Source organism: Pseudomonas fluvialis, assembly GCF_014207935.1.
Taxonomy (GTDB): Bacteria; Pseudomonadota; Gammaproteobacteria; order Pseudomonadales; family Pseudomonadaceae; genus Aquipseudomonas; species Aquipseudomonas fluvialis_A.
The window spans coordinates 62,678-81,898 of sequence record NZ_JACHLL010000006.1; the positions used below are offsets into that span (position 1 = coordinate 62,678).

At 60.0% G+C, this 19,221-nt stretch carries 18 protein-coding genes; 16 read left to right on the forward strand and 2 right to left on the reverse strand.

What is annotated here, in order from left to right; genetic code table 11:
* Window positions 1-207: 207 nt before the first annotated feature.
* The 8 genes from HNP49_RS15490 to HNP49_RS15525 all read left to right on the forward strand — a co-directional run bounded on the left by HNP49_RS15490 (window position 208) and on the right by HNP49_RS15525 (window position 4,685).
* The gene (locus HNP49_RS15490) at window positions 208-708 is read left to right on the forward strand and encodes a hypothetical protein (RefSeq protein WP_184684753.1); all 501 of its coding nucleotides are present in this window, start codon (window positions 208-210) and stop codon (window positions 706-708) included.
* 61 nt (window positions 709-769) lie between these two features.
* Entirely contained in the window at window positions 770-1,213 is a 444-nt protein-coding gene (locus HNP49_RS15495) for a hypothetical protein (protein WP_184684754.1), read from the forward strand.
* Between the two features lie 98 nt (window positions 1,214-1,311).
* Window positions 1,312-1,596, forward strand: coding sequence for a hypothetical protein (locus HNP49_RS15500; protein WP_184684755.1), 285 nt, complete (start codon window positions 1,312-1,314; stop codon window positions 1,594-1,596).
* A gap of 138 nt (window positions 1,597-1,734) precedes the next feature.
* A complete protein-coding gene (locus HNP49_RS15505) occupies window positions 1,735-2,550 on the forward strand; it encodes a serine protease (RefSeq protein WP_184684757.1) in 816 nt (271 codons plus the stop codon).
* A 436-nt stretch (window positions 2,551-2,986) separates the two neighbouring features.
* Window positions 2,987-3,571 (forward strand): hypothetical protein, encoded by a 585-nt coding sequence (locus tag HNP49_RS15510; protein WP_184684759.1) that lies wholly within the window; start codon window positions 2,987-2,989, stop codon window positions 3,569-3,571.
* A gap of 180 nt (window positions 3,572-3,751) precedes the next feature.
* Complete coding sequence (locus tag HNP49_RS15515; RefSeq protein WP_260407217.1) at window positions 3,752-3,877, forward strand: hypothetical protein; 126 nt, start codon at window positions 3,752-3,754, stop codon at window positions 3,875-3,877.
* A 16-nt stretch (window positions 3,878-3,893) separates the two neighbouring features.
* Complete coding sequence (locus HNP49_RS15520; RefSeq protein ID WP_184684761.1) at window positions 3,894-4,280, forward strand: hypothetical protein; 387 nt, start codon at window positions 3,894-3,896, stop codon at window positions 4,278-4,280.
* 15 nt (window positions 4,281-4,295) lie between these two features.
* The gene (locus HNP49_RS15525; protein ID WP_184684763.1) at window positions 4,296-4,685 is read left to right on the forward strand and encodes a hypothetical protein; all 390 of its coding nucleotides are present in this window, start codon (window positions 4,296-4,298) and stop codon (window positions 4,683-4,685) included.
* Between the two features lie 110 nt (window positions 4,686-4,795).
* Here the strand turns inward: HNP49_RS15525 and narL are convergent, their stop codons facing one another.
* Both narL and HNP49_RS15535 read right to left on the reverse strand, forming a co-directional pair.
* Window positions 4,796-5,434, reverse strand: coding sequence for a two-component system response regulator NarL (gene narL / locus HNP49_RS15530; protein WP_184684765.1), 639 nt, complete (start codon window positions 5,432-5,434; stop codon window positions 4,796-4,798).
* The gene (locus HNP49_RS15535; protein WP_184684767.1) at window positions 5,431-7,233 is read right to left on the reverse strand and encodes a HAMP domain-containing protein; all 1,803 of its coding nucleotides are present in this window, start codon (window positions 7,231-7,233) and stop codon (window positions 5,431-5,433) included. The genes narL and HNP49_RS15535 overlap by 4 nt, the downstream gene beginning before the upstream one ends.
* 233 nt (window positions 7,234-7,466) lie before the next feature.
* Between HNP49_RS15535 and HNP49_RS15540 the strand changes: the two genes are divergently transcribed.
* From HNP49_RS15540 to moaA, 8 genes are all read left to right on the forward strand, one after another.
* Window positions 7,467-8,735, forward strand: a complete 1,269-nt coding sequence (locus tag HNP49_RS15540) for a nitrate/nitrite transporter (protein WP_184684768.1) — start codon at window positions 7,467-7,469, stop codon at window positions 8,733-8,735.
* 12 nt (window positions 8,736-8,747) lie between these two features.
* Window positions 8,748-10,163 carry a NarK family nitrate/nitrite MFS transporter gene (locus tag HNP49_RS15545; protein WP_184684770.1) on the forward strand — a complete coding sequence of 472 codons (1,416 nt, stop codon included), beginning with the start codon at window positions 8,748-8,750 and terminating at the stop codon, window positions 10,161-10,163.
* 74 nt (window positions 10,164-10,237) lie between these two features.
* Entirely contained in the window at window positions 10,238-14,008 is a 3,771-nt protein-coding gene (locus HNP49_RS15550; RefSeq protein ID WP_184684772.1) for a nitrate reductase subunit alpha, read from the forward strand.
* An 11-nt stretch (window positions 14,009-14,019) separates the two neighbouring features.
* Window positions 14,020-15,558 (forward strand): nitrate reductase subunit beta, encoded by a 1,539-nt coding sequence (gene narH / locus HNP49_RS15555; RefSeq protein ID WP_184684774.1) that lies wholly within the window; start codon window positions 14,020-14,022, stop codon window positions 15,556-15,558.
* 2 nt (window positions 15,559-15,560) lie between these two features.
* Window positions 15,561-16,316, forward strand: coding sequence for a nitrate reductase molybdenum cofactor assembly chaperone (narJ, locus tag HNP49_RS15560; RefSeq protein ID WP_184684776.1), 756 nt, complete (start codon window positions 15,561-15,563; stop codon window positions 16,314-16,316).
* A complete protein-coding gene (narI, locus tag HNP49_RS15565; protein ID WP_184684777.1) occupies window positions 16,309-17,004 on the forward strand; it encodes a respiratory nitrate reductase subunit gamma in 696 nt (231 codons plus the stop codon). The genes narJ and narI overlap by 8 nt, the downstream gene beginning before the upstream one ends.
* 112 nt (window positions 17,005-17,116) lie before the next feature.
* Window positions 17,117-18,088 carry a peptidylprolyl isomerase gene (locus HNP49_RS15570; protein ID WP_184684779.1) on the forward strand — a complete coding sequence of 324 codons (972 nt, stop codon included), beginning with the start codon at window positions 17,117-17,119 and terminating at the stop codon, window positions 18,086-18,088.
* Window positions 18,089-18,176: 88 nt separating this feature from the next.
* Window positions 18,177-19,169 (forward strand): GTP 3',8-cyclase MoaA, encoded by a 993-nt coding sequence (gene moaA, locus HNP49_RS15575; RefSeq protein WP_184685177.1) that lies wholly within the window; start codon window positions 18,177-18,179, stop codon window positions 19,167-19,169.
* Window positions 19,170-19,221: the final 52 nt, after the last annotated feature.

A 19,221-nucleotide genomic window follows, 5' to 3' on the forward strand; every position in this document is an offset into this window, starting at 1 on the left:
CTAGCGCACATGCGCCGTGCACAAGTGCTTACCTGCCACTTAGTACGCGCTTGCAGGTTCGCGGCGGCTCAGCCATCGTGCCGCAATCGGCCATGTGTTGGCCCGAACATCTCCGCCTAACAACTGGTTCAAGTCGTTCGCTTCGCTCACTTCGGACGTCCAAAAGCTACGCTTTTGGCCGCCCCTTAACCAAACGTTATGTGATTTGTGGGTATTCGAGTGGCGATTGAAAGATTAGAAGACTTTTTCGAAATGTTTGACACTACCGATGATCAAGGTTGGTGTGATATTGGTTATGAAATATCTGAAAAAATAGTTAAATTGTATAATGATGAAGATTGGCGTGTATTTATTCGTTCGATTGAACGTTTAAATCGAGATGTTTACCTTGGCGTTCTGCAAATATTTCCTCTAATTCCCTCTCGGTTTCATTTGGAGATCCTTGAGATTCTTTTGCATCACGCAAGGGGAGAGGCATGGTTAGATGCATTTACAGAGCTTTCAAAGGTTTACGAAGTTGAGCCAACTCCTGTTATGGGCATCCTGCATCGCACAAACGCCTTAGAAAAATTTGAGCAAGAATTTTCAAATTGGGTAAATTTCGAATTTAACGAACATGACAATTTTGATTGTTATTATCGTCGGTACAGACACTTAATACGTTCTGAAACTCAAAAATTCTACGAGACATTGCAAAAAATCACATAACAAGTCGTTCAAGCCGACGGCGCTACGCGCCGCGGCTTAACTCCAGCGTTATAAGCCAATCATGACCAAAACTATCGCCGCCACTTTACTCATTTTAATCAGCGCCACTGCAAATGCATTTCAGTGCCCCAAAGATCACGAGCCAGAATTGGAATACGCAGAGGCCGAATCTGTCTATGTCGCCCGAATAAATAGCGTTGAGTTCTATCAGGACATTAATGACGGAAAGGACGCCAAACTATTGCTTGCAAAATTCAGCATTCAAGAGACCCTAAAGGGCGAGTCCAAAGAGCACGGCGAAGTAACAGATCTCGTTGGAATTGGTACTGGTTTTGTAAATTTCATCCCCGGATTGACGTATATTCTCGCAATCCGTAAAAAACCAGCAGATTATGAGAAAGATCACATTGATCTCTGCAACATCCTCGGCATGGCATTTGACGTTAATGATAAAGAACTTCAAGAAACAATTAAAAAACTAAAATCCAGTGGAAGTGGCTTATAACAATGCGCTCAACTGCCGCTCACTTCGTTCGCTGGACAGTCAAAAGCTTCGCTTTTGCCTGCCCGTTAGCTTAATCGTTATGTGTCAGAGGCTGCAAAGTGAATATTGATACCTGGAAATCTCTCTCTGAAGAAGATCAAAAATTCAAGGCTAAGCATTTGAATCCATATGAAGAATGGGACTTATTCAAATCCGTTGAAAATGAATTCATACAATTCATTGGTAACGAGTTAGGCATATCGAAAGTATTTTGCGGGATTGGCGGCACTGTAGGTGGTGTAAACTCTATATCAGTTCACATAAAGCGTGGCGGCACCAAAAAGAGACTACCAAAATACTTCCTTGGTTTTCCAGTAATTAAAGCATATGAGTCACAATCATAAAATGCCACATAACAAGTTGCTCAACCGGACTGCCTTGCAGCAGCACATTGCTTCGCAATTTTATGTGCTGCTTCCAGGTTCACTCAACTTCGCTGCGCTGCGTTTCGTCAGCCGGTTAGCAAGGCGTTAGAGTAAATCATGGCAGCCACTGCATCGTTTCTCACAACCTCAGTAACTAAGCTAGAGCTGCTGTGCAATGGTAACTCTCTAGGCACTGCGACTGGATTCTTTTATAAGCACCAATCAAATTGGTACTTAGTTACAAATTGGCATGTTCTTTCTGGAAGATACCCAAAAAATGGCCAGCCGAGACACGAAAGCGGAGCAGTTCCAGATGAATGTCGATTCTTTTATTGTCATTTAAAATCTGAGCAACTGGCTTGGGCAGAGGCCACCTATAAACTTGAACATCCCGACCAGGGCAACACTCTCTGGCTTCAGCATCCGAGTGAAGGCCAGCAAGTAGATATTGCAGTATTACCAATCGAAGCCTCTCATATAGGTCTAGCCAAAGATTTTTTTGATCCGAGTGGATGCGATCCCGACATGCTTGTGGACCTTGGGGGCGAAGTTTTCTTACCCGGATATCCTCTTGGGCTATCAGCCAGCGGCCTGATGCCAATATGGAAGCGAGCCAGCCTGGCATCTTCATTAGAGTTTGGAGAGGGTATTAATAAATTTTTCTATGTCGATACTGCTACACGAGAGGGCATGTCTGGAGCTCCCTGCATAGCGATTTCTAACTGGAAGCACTATGCCCTTGATCGCGCAACGAATAAAGTTAGGGTTGTCGAACGCCCTCTCTCTTGGAGGCTGCTCGGCGTCTATTCGGGCCGCTTGAATCCAAGCGACAATTTCGAGGCCCAGATCGGGTTAGTTTGGAGAGAAACACTCATCGAAGAGATTATTGGTGGTGGAGTTAATGGAGATTTTCATCTTGAGAGCCATCTGTAATGTTGTTTACTCTAACTAATAGCTCAACCACGCTCGCTCCGCTCACTGGACTCGCAAAAGCTGCGCTTTTGCTCGCCGGTTAGCAAAACGTTAGGCCTTCTATCGAAAGTCTTCAACACTTGCTATGGACAAAGCACTACATGAAAAAAATACTATTCACCATTGCATTATTGACTCAAGTCGGATGCACATCCATTAGTCACTACCCTCCCGAAGGAAATGTAAGCGCAGAAAGCTATCAGCACGTTAGTGGTGTATATAATCGTAGAAATGCATCTACTGAAACAGCTATATTAGTAGGCTCGGCGACTGTGTCAGCTGCAACAGGCGGCACCCAAGCTCCTGGTAACCCGGCTATGCGCACCTATACCGTATTAGTACCAAACCCTGCTTATAAATTACCAGAAGGGTGCGAAATACTAGATGGGAGCAACCCATGAAACCATCACTCAAACAAATTTGGCCGCTCGTCGCTACTGTCTTATTATTGTTACTTCAAGGCTGCACCATTGCATCACATGAAGCAAAAAATAAATTTTGGTCAATGCAGTCTGACATACAAAGACTCCCATCGATTAGCGTAGTTGCTGAGCCGGGATATATCTCATACCCTTTATTGTTTGCGAGAAAACAATTATTCGAAAACGTGGCCACATGCACCGGTACGTACCCTGTAGAAATCGAAGTTAAAGTAACAGTAAAACCCGCTGAAAATATCTTCGCCGCATTATCTTGGCTGGTTGTCTCCGGTTCTTCTGGCTTTCTCATTCCATACAGAGCGGCTAACCCGAGACAAGCTGAATTCACTGTAAAAGTGCACGGCGAGGAAATTAAAAAATTCAAGTACGATGATAATAAATACGTCTGGATCGCCTCCTTGGGGGTATTTTCTGGCGCGCTATCCCAAAAGAACGACGAGTATTACGTAGAAGAGCTAATAGCTGATCAGTTCGTGAACTCTTTCATCATTGATCTTCATAAAGATAAAAGCTTGCACGACAAGCTATTAAGCGCCAAATAAAACAATGAAACATCCAAGTAATTACTTGAATTTGTAGATTTCTGCACCTTAGTCATATTTTCGCTGACTTCATTTACAAGCAAAAAATTGTGTAAACCTAACAATCGGTTCAAGCCGTTCGCTTTGCTCACTCGGGACCGGCTAAAGCCGGCCCCTTAACCAAACGTTATCTAGCCCCCCATGCTTATCACCCTTGAATCCCCGAACCAGCCAGGTGTGATCGCGCTGATTGCCGAGCTGGATATCTATCGGGACAGCCTGTATCCGCCCTATGCACCGATGGCCAGCGGTAAATCCCTTTGTTGAGCGAGTCATTGAATCCATGAGCAATCCCTATCAATCGCCCCAGTCCGCAGTGGTGTCTTCCGTTCAATCCGGCAGTGGCGCGGGTGCTGTCATTCAACTGGTGGTGGGGCTGCTGTGCGCGATCATCGCGGCGCTATTGCCGATGCTGGCGATCCCGGCCTTCCATGAGGTGTTCATCAGCTTCGGTGCACAGCTGCCGCTGCTCACAAAGGTGGCGGTGTCGTATCACCTGTGGCTCTGGCTGATGCCGCTGCTGGTGGTCGCGGCGCGGCTGTTTTGGCCTGCGAAGCGTCGCCGCGCGAAGGCTTCGTGCTGGATTGGCGTGGCGGGATTGATCATCACGGTTGTTGTCACGACCCTGGCGATGTACATGCCGATCCTCCGATTGGACGCGCTGATCTGATCGGGAGGCGGGCGCATGAAGTTGCTGAAACTGTTCTGCCGCAAAGACAGGCCCGAGCCTGTGACGGAATCCTCTGCTGCCGAGCCGTTACTGGCGGCTGCGCTGGCCGTACTGGAGGCTGGCGCTATCGCGCCTCAGGCCGTACGCCGTTATGCCTGTTCGGCCGATGGGCGTTTTTGTGCGCTGACGCTGGATGATTACCGCTCCTATGGAGTTGATCTGCAGCGCCAGCGTTATGTGTCTTTCCCCGCTGCCGGTGTCTGCGGTTTCAGCGATGAGGGCCTGCTGCTTTCGCCGGATGAGGAACGCTTTTCCCTGGAGCCTTCCGGGTTCGATTCCTTCACTGTCGATCTTGCGCGTGATGAGCTGGACTGGTGCTATCCGCAGCCGCACACCCATGACTGAGGATGTCACTCCGGGGTGTGTCGAGTTGTTCCGAAGGGCGCGGCCTTCGGAACAACTGCTTAAGTGGGGAACTCGGGGTGCTGCTTTAATGCCGCCGACTGTTCCCGACGCTAACGCATATGCTCCATGGCCCACACGGCGGCCTCGACCCGTGAGCGCAGGCCGAGCTTGTGCAGCAGGTTCTTTACATGGACCTTCACCGTGCCTTCGGTGATGCCGAGCTTGTTGCCGATGACCTTGTTGCTGCTGCCGGCAGCGATCATCTTGAGCACCTGACGCTCGCGGTCGGTGAGGTCCAGCTGGCTGGCGCTCGGCGGGTTGCGCAGGGCCTGGGCCAGCACGCGGGTAAGGGCCAGGCTGATCACCAGGGCGCCGCCCAGCGCGGCGCGGATCTGCTGGATCAGCTGCTCGGGCTCCATGTCCTTGAGCAGGTAGCCATCGGCGCCCAGGCGCATGGCATCGCGCACGTCGTCCTCGTCGTCGGAGACGGTGAACAGCAGCACCTTGCCGGGGAAGTTCTGTTCACGTAGGCGCTTGAGGGTTTCCACGCCATTCATCTCGGGCATGTTGTTGTCCAGCAGGACCAGCTCGGGCTGCAGGCTGGCGACCATCTGCAGGGCCTCGACGCCGTTGTTGGCTTCGCCGATCACCACCAGGTCGTCTTCCAGTTCGAGCAGCTGGCGCATGCCGCGGCGCATCATCGGGTGGTCGTCGACCAGCAGCAGGGTGTGGGCTACAGGGCTGTTCATGAAATTTCCTTGTGGCTGTGTTGGCCGAGAAACTCGGGGCGGAACCTGAGCAGCAGGCGCGTGCCCTGGGGCGAACGCGGGCTGAGCTGGAGGCTGCCGTGCAGGCTGCGGGCGCGCTCCTGCATGATGGTCAGACCATGGTGCTGGCGTTGGTCGAAGCCGGGCGTGACGCCGCAGCCGTCGTCCTCGATCAGCAGTTCGACTTCCTCGCCGATCTGCTTGAGGTGAACCCAGGCCTGGCTGGCCTGGGCATGGCGGGCGCAGTTGGAGAGGGCCTCACGGGCGATCTGCAGCAGGTGGATCTGTTCAGTGGCGCTGAGGGTGTAGGCCAGCGGCTCGCTGTGCAGCAGCACGCGGAAGTTACCGCGCGCGGCGAACTCGCGGGCGGTATCGTCCAGGGCCTGGTCGAGGCCGCCGTCCTGGATCTGCAGGCGGAAGGTGGTGAGCAGTTCGCGCAGCTGGCGATAAGCGTTGTTGAGGCCCTCGCGCAGCTCCTCGCTGACCTGTTCCAGCTGCTCGGGGCGCTCGCCGCGGCGGATCAGGGTCTGCAGGCGGCTGACCTGCAGCTTCATGTACGACAGCGCCTGGGCCAGCGAGTCGTGCAGCTCGCGGGCGATGGTGGTGCGCTCGTCGAGCAGCAGCAGGCGGTTGTCCTGTTCGCGCTGGCGTTCCAGCGACAGCGAGGTACCGATCAGGTTGGTCAGCGCCTCGATCAGTTCGCCTTCCCAGGCTTTCGGGCTATGGCCGTCGAGGTAGCGCGCGCGTAGCTCGCCCAGGCTGTTGCCCTGGCTGGTGATCTGGTAGGTCTGCTGGCTGGGCAGGTGGTGACGCTCGCAGGTGGCACAGTCGTTGCGCGAGCAGATCTCGCGGGATTCGCTGCCGTGCAGGGCGATCAGGTGTTCGGCCGGCTCGCTGGGGTTGCCGTGCAGGCACAGGGTCAGGCGCAGGCCGGGCAGTCGCTGCTGGAAGCTGTCGATCAGCTCGTCGAGCTGTTCGGCGTTGGCCGGGCTGCTGGCGATGTGGCGGCTGCTCTGGTAGAGCAGTTCCAGCGCGGCGTTACTCTGCGCCAGGCTCAGGGTCTTCTCGGCGACCCGGCTTTCCAGGGTGCGGTGGGATTCCTCGATGGCATCGGCCATGGCGTTGAAGCTTTCCGCCATCTGCCCCAGTTCGTCATCTGAGCGGTATTCGATGCGCGCATCCAGGTCGCCGTTGCGGAAGCGTTCGGTGGTGCTGACCAGTTCCTGCAGCGGATTGATCACGCTGTTCTGCAGCTCGAACATGCCTACCAGCAGGATGATCACGGTGATGATCAGCGCTGCGCCCTGGATGCTCTGCTGCAGACCCTGGCGCTTCTCGCTCTGCTTCTGCAGCAGCAGGACGAAGGTCTCCAGCTGGCCGACGAAGACCTCGGCCTGTTGCTCGAAGGCCTCTTTGTCACCGCGCGTCAGGGCCGGGCCGAGCTGTGCCTGCCAGAGGTTGTGCAGGCGGTCGTAGGTCAGGCGTAGCGGGTCGCTGGCGTCGTCGCCGAGCAGGTGGGTGAGGGCGGGGCTGTTCAGGCGCCGTTCCAGATCGTTCTGCAGATCGGCGATATGCGCCGGGCTGGCCTTGGCCTCCAGTTGCCAGCTCAGGCGGTAAGTGGCCATGCGTAGCGAACCGGCGGTATTGATCGCCGCGGCATCGTCCTCGCTGATCCAGGCCAGCAGGCCGGCGCTGATGGCGCTGGACAGCGCCAGCACCGCAATCAGGATCACCGCCAGGCCGGCGCGGGCGGGTAACGAGCTCTTCAGCCATTGCAGCATGGCGTTCTACCCCCAAAGAGTTCCGGCCTTTGCCAAGGCTTCGGCGGCACTCTGCTTTGTGTATATAAGTGGCTGAAAATAATGGGTTTATCGGCCCGTTTTGGAACTACCTCTTTGGAGGTAGAGGGGGCTCGCGGTACCCCTGTGGCGCACTGGAGGTCTTGATATGGATCAAGTTTGAGCGCCGCTTAAGCCCTAGCCTGCAGCCATGACAACCGCATAAGGAGTCTGTCATGGCAGGCCACAAACTACAGCAAGGCCTCGTTTTGGGCATGAGCACCTTCGCTTTCACCATGTGTTTCATGGTGTGGATGATGTTCGCCGTGCTCGGGGTGCCGATCAAGGAACTGCTGCAACTTAACGAAACCCAGTTCGGTCTGTTGGCGGCCACGCCCGTGCTGACCGGTTCGCTGATCCGTCTGCCGCTGGGCATGCTGACCGACCGTTTCGGCGGCCGCATCGTCTTCTTCATCCTGATGCTGGTGTGCGTGCTGCCGATCTACATGATCAGCATGGCCACCGAGTTCTGGCACTTCCTGGTGCTGGGCCTGTTCGTCGGCCTGGCCGGCGGTTCCTTCTCGGTGGGTATCGCCTACGTCGCCAAATGGTTCGACAAGAGTAACCAGGGCACGGCGATGGGCATCTTCGGTGCCGGCAACGCCGGTGCCGCGGTGACCAAGTTTGTCGCCCCGGCGATCATCGCCGCCGCCAGCTGGCAGATGGTGCCCAAGGTCTACTCGGCGGTGATGTTCATCACCGCGCTGTTGTTCTGGTTTCTCACCTACGAGAAGAAGGAGCACCGGGTGCCGAGCAGCATCTCGCTGGGCGAGCAGCTCAAGACCCTGAAAGACCCGCGCGTGTGGCGCTACTGCCAGTACTACTCGATCGTCTTCGGCGGTTATGTGGCCCTGGCCCTGTGGATGACCAAGTACTACGTGCAGGAATACGAGTTGACCCTGCAGAGCGCCGCCTTGCTGGCCGCCTGCTTCTCCCTGCCGGGCGGCGTGCTGCGCGCCATCGGTGGCTGGATGTCGGACAAGTGGGGCGCCCATAGCGTGACCTGGTGGGTGATGTGGGTGAGCTGGATCTGCCTGTTCATCCTGTCCTACCCGCAGACCGACTTCACCGTGCACACCGTCAACGGCCCGCAGACGTTCCACATCGGCCTCAATGTGTACGTCTTCACCGCTCTGATGTTCGCCATGGGCATGGCCTGGGCGTTCGGCAAGGCCTCGGTGTTCAAGTACATCTCCGACGAGTTCCCCACCAACATGGGTGCGGTGTCCGGCATCGTCGGCCTGGCCGGCGGCCTGGGAGGCTTCGTCCTGCCGATCATGTTCGGCGCCCTGGTGGACCTCACCGGCGTGCGCTCCTCCTGTTTCATGCTGATGTACGGCGTGGTCTGGGTCTCCCTGATCTGGATGTATGTCAGTGAAGTTCGCAAAACCCCGGTCATGGGCCATGGCTCTGCCAGCCCGATGAACGCCAGTTCCGATGCCTGAAGGAGTCTGACCATGTCTGCAACCAAGAATGCCCAGGCAGCCCCGCTGCCCAACAGTGGGCCAGTGATCCACGACTGGCGTCCGGAGGACCCGCATTTCTGGGGTTCCACCGGCAAGGCGATTGCCACCCGCAACCTGTGGATCTCGATCCCGGCGCTGCTCCTGGCGTTTGCCGTATGGATGGTGTGGAGCGCGGTGACCGTGCGCCTGCCGGCCATCGGCTTTGCCTTCACCACCGACCAGCTGTTCTGGCTGGCGGCGCTGCCGGGGCTGTCCGGTGCCACCTTCCGCATCTTCTACTCGTTCATGGTGCCGATCTTCGGTGGCCGGCGCTGGACCGCGCTGAGCACCGCCTCCCTGCTGGCGCCGGCGATCTGGATTGGCTTTGCCGTGCAGGACCCGACCACGCCCTACAGCGTGTTCGTGATCATCGCGCTGCTGTGCGGCTTCGGTGGCGGCAACTTCGCCTCCAGCATGTCCAACATCAGCTTCTTCTTTCCCAAGGCCCAGCAGGGCACCGCACTGGGTCTGAACGCCGGTCTGGGTAACCTCGGCGTATCGGTGATGCAGTTCGGTGTACCCCTGGTGATCGGTGCCGGTCTGTTCGGTGCGGTAGGTGGCAGTGCGCAGAACCTGGCCGACGGTGGCCAGCTGTGGCTGCAGAACGCCGGTTTCATCTGGGTGCCGTTCATCATCGTGGTGACCCTGGCCGCCTGGTTCGGCATGAATGACCTGAGCTCGGCCAAGGCCTCGTTCCGCGAGCAGGCGGTGATCTTCAGCCGCAAGCACAACTGGCTGATGTGCTGGCTGTACCTGGCCACCTTCGGCTCCTTCATCGGCTTTGCCGCCGGCTTCCCGATGCTGATCAAGACCCAGTTTCCGGGTGTCGATCCGCTCAAGTTCGCCTTCCTCGGCCCGCTGGTCGGTGCGCTGATCCGTCCGGTCGGCGGCTGGCTGGCCGACAAGCTCGGCGGCGCGCGCGTCACCCTGTGGAACTTCGTGGTGATGATCGCGGCGGTGTTCGGTGTGCTGCAGTTCCTCCCGCAGAACGGTAGCGAAGGCAACTTCTACGGCTTCCTGGCCATGTTCATGCTGCTGTTCGTCACCACCGGTGTGGGCAACGGCTCCACCTTCCGCATGATCCCGGTGATCTTCCGCACCCTGCACGAGCGCTGGAGCGCCGGCAAAGGCGCGGCGGCACAGGAGCAGGCCGTCAAAGACGCCGGCAAGGAAGCGGCCGCGGTGCTGGGTTTCAGCTCCGCCATTGCTGCCTACGGTGCCTTCTTCATCCCCAAATCCTTCGGCACCTCGATGGCGCTGACCGGCGGCCCGCAAACCGCGCTGTATGTGTTTGTCGGCTACTACGTCAGCTGCATCCTGGTGACCTGGTGGTGGTACTCGCGCAAGGGCGCAGAGACTCCCTGCTAAGACCGGCGCACGCCTAATCGAATGATGACGAGCGCCGGGTTAACCGCCGGCGCTCAGCCTGAGAGGAAAAGAAAATGAGCCACATACTCGACCAGCTGCGTTTCTTCAACCGCAAGCAGGGGGAGTTCGCCGACGGTCATGGCGAGACCCGCAAGGAATCTCGTGACTGGGAGAACGTCTACCGCTCGCGCTGGCAGTACGACAAGATCGTACGCTCCACCCACGGGGTGAACTGCACTGGATCGTGCTCCTGGAAGATCTACGTGAAGAACGGCCTGATCACCTGGGAAACCCAGCAGACCGACTACCCGCGTACCCGCAACGACCTGCCCAACCACGAGCCGCGCGGCTGCCCGCGTGGCGCCAGCTACAGCTGGTACATCTACAGCGCCAACCGCCTGAAATACCCCAAGGTGCGCAAGCCGCTGCTGAAACTCTGGCGTGAGGCGCGCATCAACAAGAGCCCGGTGGAAGCCTGGGCCAGCATCGTCGACGACCCGGTCAAGGCGCAGAGCTACAAGAGCAAGCGCGGCATGGGCGGCTTCATCCGTTCGAGCTGGAACGAGGTCAACGAGATCATCGCCGCGGCCAACGTCTACACCGTCAAGCAGTACGGCCCGGACCGCGTGGTCGGCTTCTCGCCGATCCCGGCCATGTCCATGGTCAGCTATGCCGCGGGCAGCCGTTACCTGTCGCTGATCGGCGGCGTCTGTCTGAGCTTCTACGACTGGTACTGCGACCTGCCGCCGGCCTCGCCGCAAGTCTGGGGCGAGCAGACCGACGTGCCGGAGTCGGCCGACTGGTACAACTCCAACTACATCATTGCCTGGGGTTCCAACGTTCCGCAGACCCGTACCCCGGACGCCCACTTCTTCACCGAGGTGCGCTACAAGGGCACCAAGACGGTGTCGATCACCCCGGACTATTCCGAGGTGGCCAAGCTCACCGACCTCTGGCTCAACCCCAAGCAGGGTACCGACGCCGCGCTGGCACAGGCCTTCGCCCACGTCATCTTCAAGGAATTCCACCTGGAGAAGCCGAGCGAATACTTCCGCGACTACGCCAAGCGCTACACCGACCTGCCGGTACTGGTGCTGCTCAACGAGAAGGACGGCAGCCAGCGCGCCGAGCGCTTCCTGCGTGCCTCGGACCTGGCCGGCAACCTCGGCCAGGAGAACAACCCGGAATGGAAAACCATCGCCGTCGATGCCAATGGCGAACTGGTGTCGCCGCAGGGTTCGATCGGCTATCGCTGGGGCGAGAAGGGCAAGTGGAACATCGAGGCCCGTGAAGGCGGCGCCGGTCGTGAAATTGACCTGAAGCTCAGCCTGATCGACTCCGGCGAAACCGCCGAGGTAGCCTTCCCGTACTTCGGTGGTCAGGTGCACGAGCACTTCACCCACGTAGAAGGCGAGGAAATCCAGCTGCGCCGCGTGCCGGTGCGTTCGATCACCCTGGCCGACGGCAGCACCGCCAAGGTCGCCAGCGTATTCGACCTGATGGCGGCCAACCTCGGTATCGACCGTGGCCTGGGCGGCAGCAACGTGGCGCGCAGCTACGACGACGCCAGCGTGCCGGGCACTCCGGCCTGGCAGGAAAAGATCACCGGTGTCAGCCGCGAGAAGGCGATCCAGATCGCCCGCGAATTCGCCGACAACGCCGACAAGACCCATGGCCGTTCCATGATCATCGTCGGTGCGGCGATGAACCACTGGTACCACATGGACATGAACTACCGTGGCCTGATCAACATGCTGATGTTGTGCGGCTGCGTGGGTCAGACCGGTGGTGGCTGGGCCCACTATGTCGGTCAGGAGAAGCTGCGTCCGCAGTGCGGCTGGCTGCCGCTGGCCTTCGGCCTGGACTGGAGCCGTCCGCCGCGTCAGATGAACGGCACCAGCTTCTTCTACAACCACAGCTCGCAGTGGCGCCACGAGAAGATGAGCATTCACGAGGTGCTCTCGCCGCTGGCCGACAAGTCGCAGTTCCCCGAGCACATGCTCGACTACAACATCCGCGCCGAGCGCGCCGGCTGGCTGCCGAGCGCACCGCAGCTCAACCGCAACCCGCTGCAGATCTGCCGTGACGCCAAGGCCGCCGGCCTGTCGCCGGTGGACTACGTGACCAAGTCGTTGCAGGACGGTTCGCTGCGTTTCTCCTGCGAACAGCCGGACAACCCGGTCAACTTCCCGCGCAACATGTTCATCTGGCGCTCCAACCTGCTGGGCAGCTCGGGCAAGGGCCACGAGTACATGCTCAAGTACCTGCTGGGCACCAAGAACGGCGTGATGAACGAGGACCTCGGCAAGCGCGGTGGCTTCAAGCCGCAGGACGCCGAGTGGCAGGACGAGGGCGCCATCGGCAAGCTCGACCTGGTCACCACCCTCGACTTCCGCATGTCCTCGACCTGCGTGTATTCCGACATCGTTCTGCCGACCGCGACCTGGTACGAGAAGGACGACATGAACACCTCGGACATGCACCCCTTCATCCACCCGCTGTCGGCCGCCATCGACCCGGCCTGGGAAGCGCGTTCGGACTGGGAAATCTACAAGGGCATCGCCAAGAACTTCTCGGAAATGGCCAAGGGGCACCTGGGCGTCGAGCAGGACCTGGTCACCGTGCCGCTGCTGCACGACAGCCCCGGCGAGCTGGCTCAACCGTTCGGCGGTACCGACTGGAAAACCGCTGGCGTCGCGCCGCAGCCGGGCAAGAACTGCCCGAACATGACCGTGGTCGAGCGCGACTACCCCAACACCTACAAGAAGTTCACCTCCCTCGGCCCGCTGCTGGACAAACTCGGCAACGGCGGCAAGGGCATCAACTGGAACACCGAGCATGAGGTCGAGTTCCTCGGCGAACTGAACTACACCGTGCGCGAGGAGGGCGTCAGCCAGGGTCGGCCGAAGATCGAGTCGGCCATCGATGCGGCCGAAGTCATCCTCTCGCTGGCCCCGGAAACCAACGGCCACGTGGCGGTCAAGGCCTGGGCGGCGCTGTCGGAATTCACCGGCCGCGACCACAGCCACCTGGCTCTGCCCAAGGAGCACGAGGCGATCCGCTTCCGTGACATCCAGGCGCAGCCGCGCAAGATCATCTCCAGTCCGACCTGGTCGGGCCTGGAAGACGAGCATGTGAGCTACAACGCCGGCTACACCAACGTTCACGAGTACATCCCGTGGCGCACCATCACCGGTCGCCAGCAGTTCTATCAGGATCACCCGTGGATGCAGGCCTTCGGCGAGCAGCTGCAGAGCTATCGGCCGCCGATCAACACGCGCACCGTCGACTACGTGAAGGGCAAGAAGTCCAACGGCAATCCGGAGATCGCCCTGAACTGGATCACTCCGCACCAGAAGTGGGGTATCCACAGCACCTATACCGACAACCTGATCATGCTCACCCTGAGCCGCGGTGGTCCGATCGTCTGGCTGAGCGAAATCGACGCCAAGAAGGTCGGCATCGAGGACAACGACTGGATCGAGTGCTTCAACGCCAACGGCGCGCTGACCGCCCGTGCGGTGGTCAGCCAGCGTGTCAAGGAAGGCATGGTGATGATGTACCACGCCCAGGAACGCATCGTGAACGTGCCGGGTGCCGAGAGCACCAAGACCCGTGGCGGGCACCACAACTCGGTGACCCGCGTGGTGCTCAAGCCCACCCATATGATCGGTGGCTACGCCCAGCAGGCCTACGGCTTCAACTACTACGGCACCGTGGGCTGTAACCGTGACGAGTTCGTGGTGGTGAGAAAAATGAACAAGGTCGACTGGCTCGACGGCACCGATGTGGGAGGCCTGGGTGGCGACGCCCTGCCGCAACCGCTGCCGACCGAGATCGAGTGAGGAGAACAGACATGAAAATTCGTTCCCAAGTGGGCATGGTCCTGAACCTGGACAAGTGTATCGGTTGCCACACCTGCTCGATCACCTGCAAAAACGTCTGGACCAGCCGTGAAGGCATGGAATACGCCTGGTTCAACAACGTCGAGACCAAGCCCGGCATCGGCTACCCGAAAGAGTGGGAGAACCAGGACAAGTGGAAGGGCGGCTGGGTCCGCAACAAGGACGGCTCGATCAATCCGAAGATTGGCGGCAAGTTCCGCGTGTTGGCGAATATCTTCTCCAACCCGGATCTGCCCTCGATCGACGACTACTACGAGCCGTTCGATTTTGACTACCAGAACCTGCACACCGCGCCGCTGGGTGACCACCAGCCGGTGGCCCGGCCGCGCTCGGTGATCTCCGGCAAGCGCATGGAGAAGATCGAGTGGGGGCCGAACTGGGAGGAGATTCTCGGTACCGAGTTCGCTAAGCGCCGCAAGGACAAGAACTTCGACAAGGTGCAGGCCGATATCTACGGCGAGTATGAAAACACCTTCATGATGTACCTGCCGCGCCTGTGCGAGCACTGCCTCAACCCGGCGTGCGCGGCCTCCTGCCCGAGCGGTGCGATCTACAAGCGCGAAGAAGACGGCATCGTCCTCATCGACCAGGAGAAGTGCCGCGGCTGGCGCATGTGCATCAGCGGCTGCCCGTACAAGAAGATCTACTTCAACTGGAAGAGCGGCAAATCCGAGAAGTGCATCTTCTGCTACCCGCGCATCGAAGCCGGCATGCCGACCGTGTGCTCGGAAACCTGCGTGGGCCGCATCCGCTACCTCGGCGTGCTGCTGTATGACGCCGACCGCATCCATGAAGTGGCCAGCACGCCGAACGAGCAGGACCTGTACCAGAAGCAGCTGGACATCTTCCTCGATCCGTTCGACCCGGCCGTGATCGCCCAGGCGCTGAAGGACGGCGTTCCGCAATCGGTGCTGGACGCCGCGCAGAAATCGCCGGTGTACAAGATGGCGGTGGACTGGAAGCTGGCCCTGCCGCTGCACCCGGAATACCGCACGCTGCCGATGGTCTGGTACGTGCCGCCGCTGTCGCCGATCCAGAACGCCGCCACTGCCGGCAGCGTGAGCATGGACGGCGTGCTGCCGGACGTGGACAGCCTGCGCATTCCGCTGCGCTACCTGGCCAACCTGCTCACCGCCGGCGACGAGAAGCCGGTCAAGCTGGCCCTCAAACGTCTGCTGGCCATGCGTGCCTACAAGCGTGCCGAGCAGGTCGACGGCGTGCAGGACCTCAAGGTGCTGGAGTCGGTGGACCTCTCCGTGGCGCAGGTGGAAGACATGTACCGCTACCTGGCGATTGCCAACTACGAAGACCGCTACGTGGTGCCTTCGGCCCACCGTGAAGAGGCCATGAGCGACGCCTTCGCCGAGCGCTCGGGCTGTGGCTTCAGCTTCGGCAGCGGCTGCAGCGGCTCGTCGGACACCAACATGTTCGGCGCCAAGAAGGCCAACAAGCGCGACGTGCTGAAAACCGTCCAGCTGTGGGAGGAATGAGCATGCAAATCCTCAAGGTGATTTCCCTGTTGCTGGATTACCCGACCGAGGCGCTGCAAGGCGCCCGCGACGAGCTCAGCGAAGCCATCGGCCGCGCCCGCGAGATCAGCCCCGAGCAGCGCACCGCGCTGATCGCGCTGCTCGACGAGCTGGCCGGCGGTGACGTGATGGACGTGCAGGAACGCTACAGCGAGCTGTTCGACAAGGGCCGCTCCCTGTCGCTGCTGTTGTTCGAACACGTGCATGGCGAGTCGCGCGACCGTGGCCAGGCCATGGTCGACCTGATGGGTCAGTACCAGGACGCCGGGTTCGCCATCGACGTGCGCGAACTGCCCGATTACATCCCGTTGTACCTCGAGTACCTGGCTACCCGCGAGGATCTCGAGGCCCGCGAGGGCCTGGCCGATGTATCCCATCTGCTGGCGCTCCTCGCGGCCCGACTGGTCGAGCGTGACAGTCCCTATGCCGCCTGTTTCCAGGCCCTGCTGCAGATTGCCGGCGTGCAGCCGCAGCAGGCCGTGGCCGAGGTACGTGAGCAGGTCGCCGCCGAAGTGCGCGACGACTCGCTCGAAGCCCTCGACAAGATCTGGGAAGAAGAGGCCGTGGACTTCATGCAGGCCGAGCAGCAGGACCGCTGCCCGAGCCAGACCACGCTGCCGGGCAAGGCGCGTGAAGAAGTGCCGGTGCCGCTGCACTGGGTGGATTTTAAGCTAGAAGGACAGGCCGCCGCGCCTGCCCAGGAGGTGCGCAATGTCTAACCTGAACCTGCTGGCCTTCGGCCTGTATCCCTACATCGCCCTGGCCATCTGCCTGATCGGCAGCTGGGCACGCTTTGACCTGTCGCAGTACAGCTGGAAGGCTGGCTCCAGCCAGATTTTCAATCGCACCCCGGCCGAGCAGCGTTATATGCGCGCGGCCAGCAACCTGTTCCACGTCGGCGTGCTGTTCGTGCTGGCGGGTCACTTCGTCGGTCTGCTGACGCCGGCCTCGGTCTATCACCATGTGATCAGCACCGAGAACAAGCAGCTGCTGGCGATGGTCTCCGGTGGCCTGTTCGGCGGCCTGTGCCTGATCGGTCTGCTGATGCTGCTCAAGCGTCGCCTGTGCGATGACCGCGTGCGCGCCAGTTCCAGCTTCTCCGACACCATGATTCTGGTCGTGTTGCTGGCGCAGTTGCTGCTCGGTCTGGGCACCATCTACGCCTCGACCCACCACATGGATGGCTCGGTGATGGTGATGCTGGCCGACTGGGCCCAGTACACCGTCACCCTGCAGCCGGTGAAGGCCGCCGCGAGCATTGCCCCGGTCAGCCTGGTGTACAAGCTGCACGTGTTCCTCGGCCTGACCCTGTTCGTGCTGTTCCCCTTCACCCGCCTGGTGCACATCGTCAGTGCCCCGGTGTGGTACCTGGGCCGGCGCTATCAGATCGTGCGTCAGAAAGGTTGAGCTTTGTTTGGATCGGCTGCGCCTCGGCCAGCCGATCCACCTGACCCGCTACGAGGATGGAGAGCGCCGTGTGTAGCGTCTCCATCGCCAAACGAATGTGTGGAGGTGTGAAATGGGTTGTGGATGCGGTGGTAACGGAAGTGGTGGTGGCTGCGCCGGTGGCGCAGCCAAGGAAGTGCCGCTGGATGTGCAGCAGGCGGGTGTACAGGCCTTCGAGCCGGTCGTCAGTGAAGCCAGCGAGACCGAGCAGGAGCAGGAAGACGAGCCCGCCTCAGGGCCGGAGCTGATCGTCACCAGCGAGCAGGAATGGCCGCGGATCAAGGTCAATGGCGTGGCGCTGGCTCAGGAGGCGATTGCCCAGGAGCTGCAGTACCACCCGGCCAGCACCCGCCAGGAGGCGATTTTCCTCGCCAGTCAGGCGCTGGTGCTGCGCGAGCTGATCCAGCAGCGCATCGCCGAGCTGGACCTTAAGGTAGACGTGGCGGCCGGCGAGAGCGAAGAAGAGGCACTGACGCGCACTCTTCTGGAGCGTGAAGTCCCGCTGCCGCATGCCGATGAAGCGGTTTGCCGGCAGTATTTCGAACGCAACCGCCAGCGCTATGCCAGCGCGCCATTGCTGGCCGCCCGGCATATCCTGCTGGCCTGTGCGGCGGATGACGCCGAACAGCGCAGCGAGCTGCGCGACCAGGCCGAGGCCTTGCTGGCCCAGCTGCGGGTCGATGGCACGCGCTTTGCTGAACTGGCGCTCGCCCATTCGTCCTGCCCCTCGAAAGAGCAGGGCGGTGCACTGGGCCAGATCAGCCAGGGGCAGACGGTGCCAGAGTTCGAGCGTCAGCTGTTCCGCCTGCCGCTGGGCCTGGCCGGCCAGCCGCTGGAAAGCCGCTATGGTTTCCACGTGGTGTGGGTCGATCAGCGCATCGAAGGCCAGTTGTTGCCGTTCGAGCTGGTGCAGGGATCCATCCGAGCCGAGCTGGATCAGCGCGTCTGGCAGGTGGCGGTGGCGCAGTACCTGAAGAACCTGGTCAGCATGGCCGACATTCAGGGAATTGTTTTGGATGGCGCCGAATCGCCATTGATGCAATAAAGACTCATGTAATAGAGAAAGACAGCGCCAGCGCGGCTGGCGCCTGATTCGTAGCCGGCGGGCAAAACGTGGCGGGGAGCGAGGCATGATGGACAGACAACTGCAGGATGGCTTTGGCCGCAGCATCGAGTACCTGCGCCTGTCGGTGACCGACCGTTGCGATTTCCGCTGCGTCTACTGCATGGCCGAGGACATGACCTTCCTGCCGCGCCAGCAGGTCCTCAGTCTGGAGGAAATCGAGCGGGTGGCGGCACTGTTCGTCGCCAACGGGGTGAAGAAGATTCGCCTGACGGGTGGCGAGCCGCTGGTACGCCAGGGCATCGTCGGCCTGTGCGAAAGGATCGCCGCGCTGCCGGGCCTGCGCGAACTGGTGATGACCAGCAACGGTTCGCAGCTGGGCAAACTGGCGCGGCCGCTGGCCGAGGCCGGGGTCAAACGCATGAACATCAGCCTGGATAGCCTGGATGCCGACAAGTTTCGCGCTATCACCCGCACCGGCGACCTGGCCCAGGTGCTGGCCGGAATCGAGGCCGCCAGCAGCGCCGGCTTTGCCCGGGTCAAACTCAACGCGGTGGTGATGCAGGGCCGCAATGCCGACGAGGTGGTCGATCTGGTCGACTTTGCCGTCAATCGCGGCCTGGACATCAGCTTTATCGAAGAGATGCCGCTAGGCGAGGTGGGCCGCTCGCGTGGCGAGAGTTTCTGTTCCAGCGACTGGGTGCGCGAACGTATCGCCGAGCGCTACAGTCTGGTCGACAGCGCCGAGCAGAGCGGCGGGCCGGCACGCTACGTGCGCCTGAAAGACTTCCCCGACAGCCGCATCGGCTTCATTTCGCCCCATAGCCACAATTTCTGTAGTACCTGCAACCGCGTGCGTCTGACCGCCGAAGGGCGCCTGTTGCTGTGCCTGGGGCACGAAAACTCCATCGACATGCGCGCTTTGTTGCGCCGCTACCCGGAAACCGACCAGCCCCTGCTCGACGCCCTGCAGGCGGCCCTGGCCCGCAAGCCGCTACGCCACGAGTTCAGCGTGGGCGGCGAGGTGCAGGTGCTGCGCTTCATGAATGCCAGCGGCGGCTGAAAGGCTGTCGCGCGATTTCATACCCTCCCTTTGGGGCGCTTTGGCGCCCCAT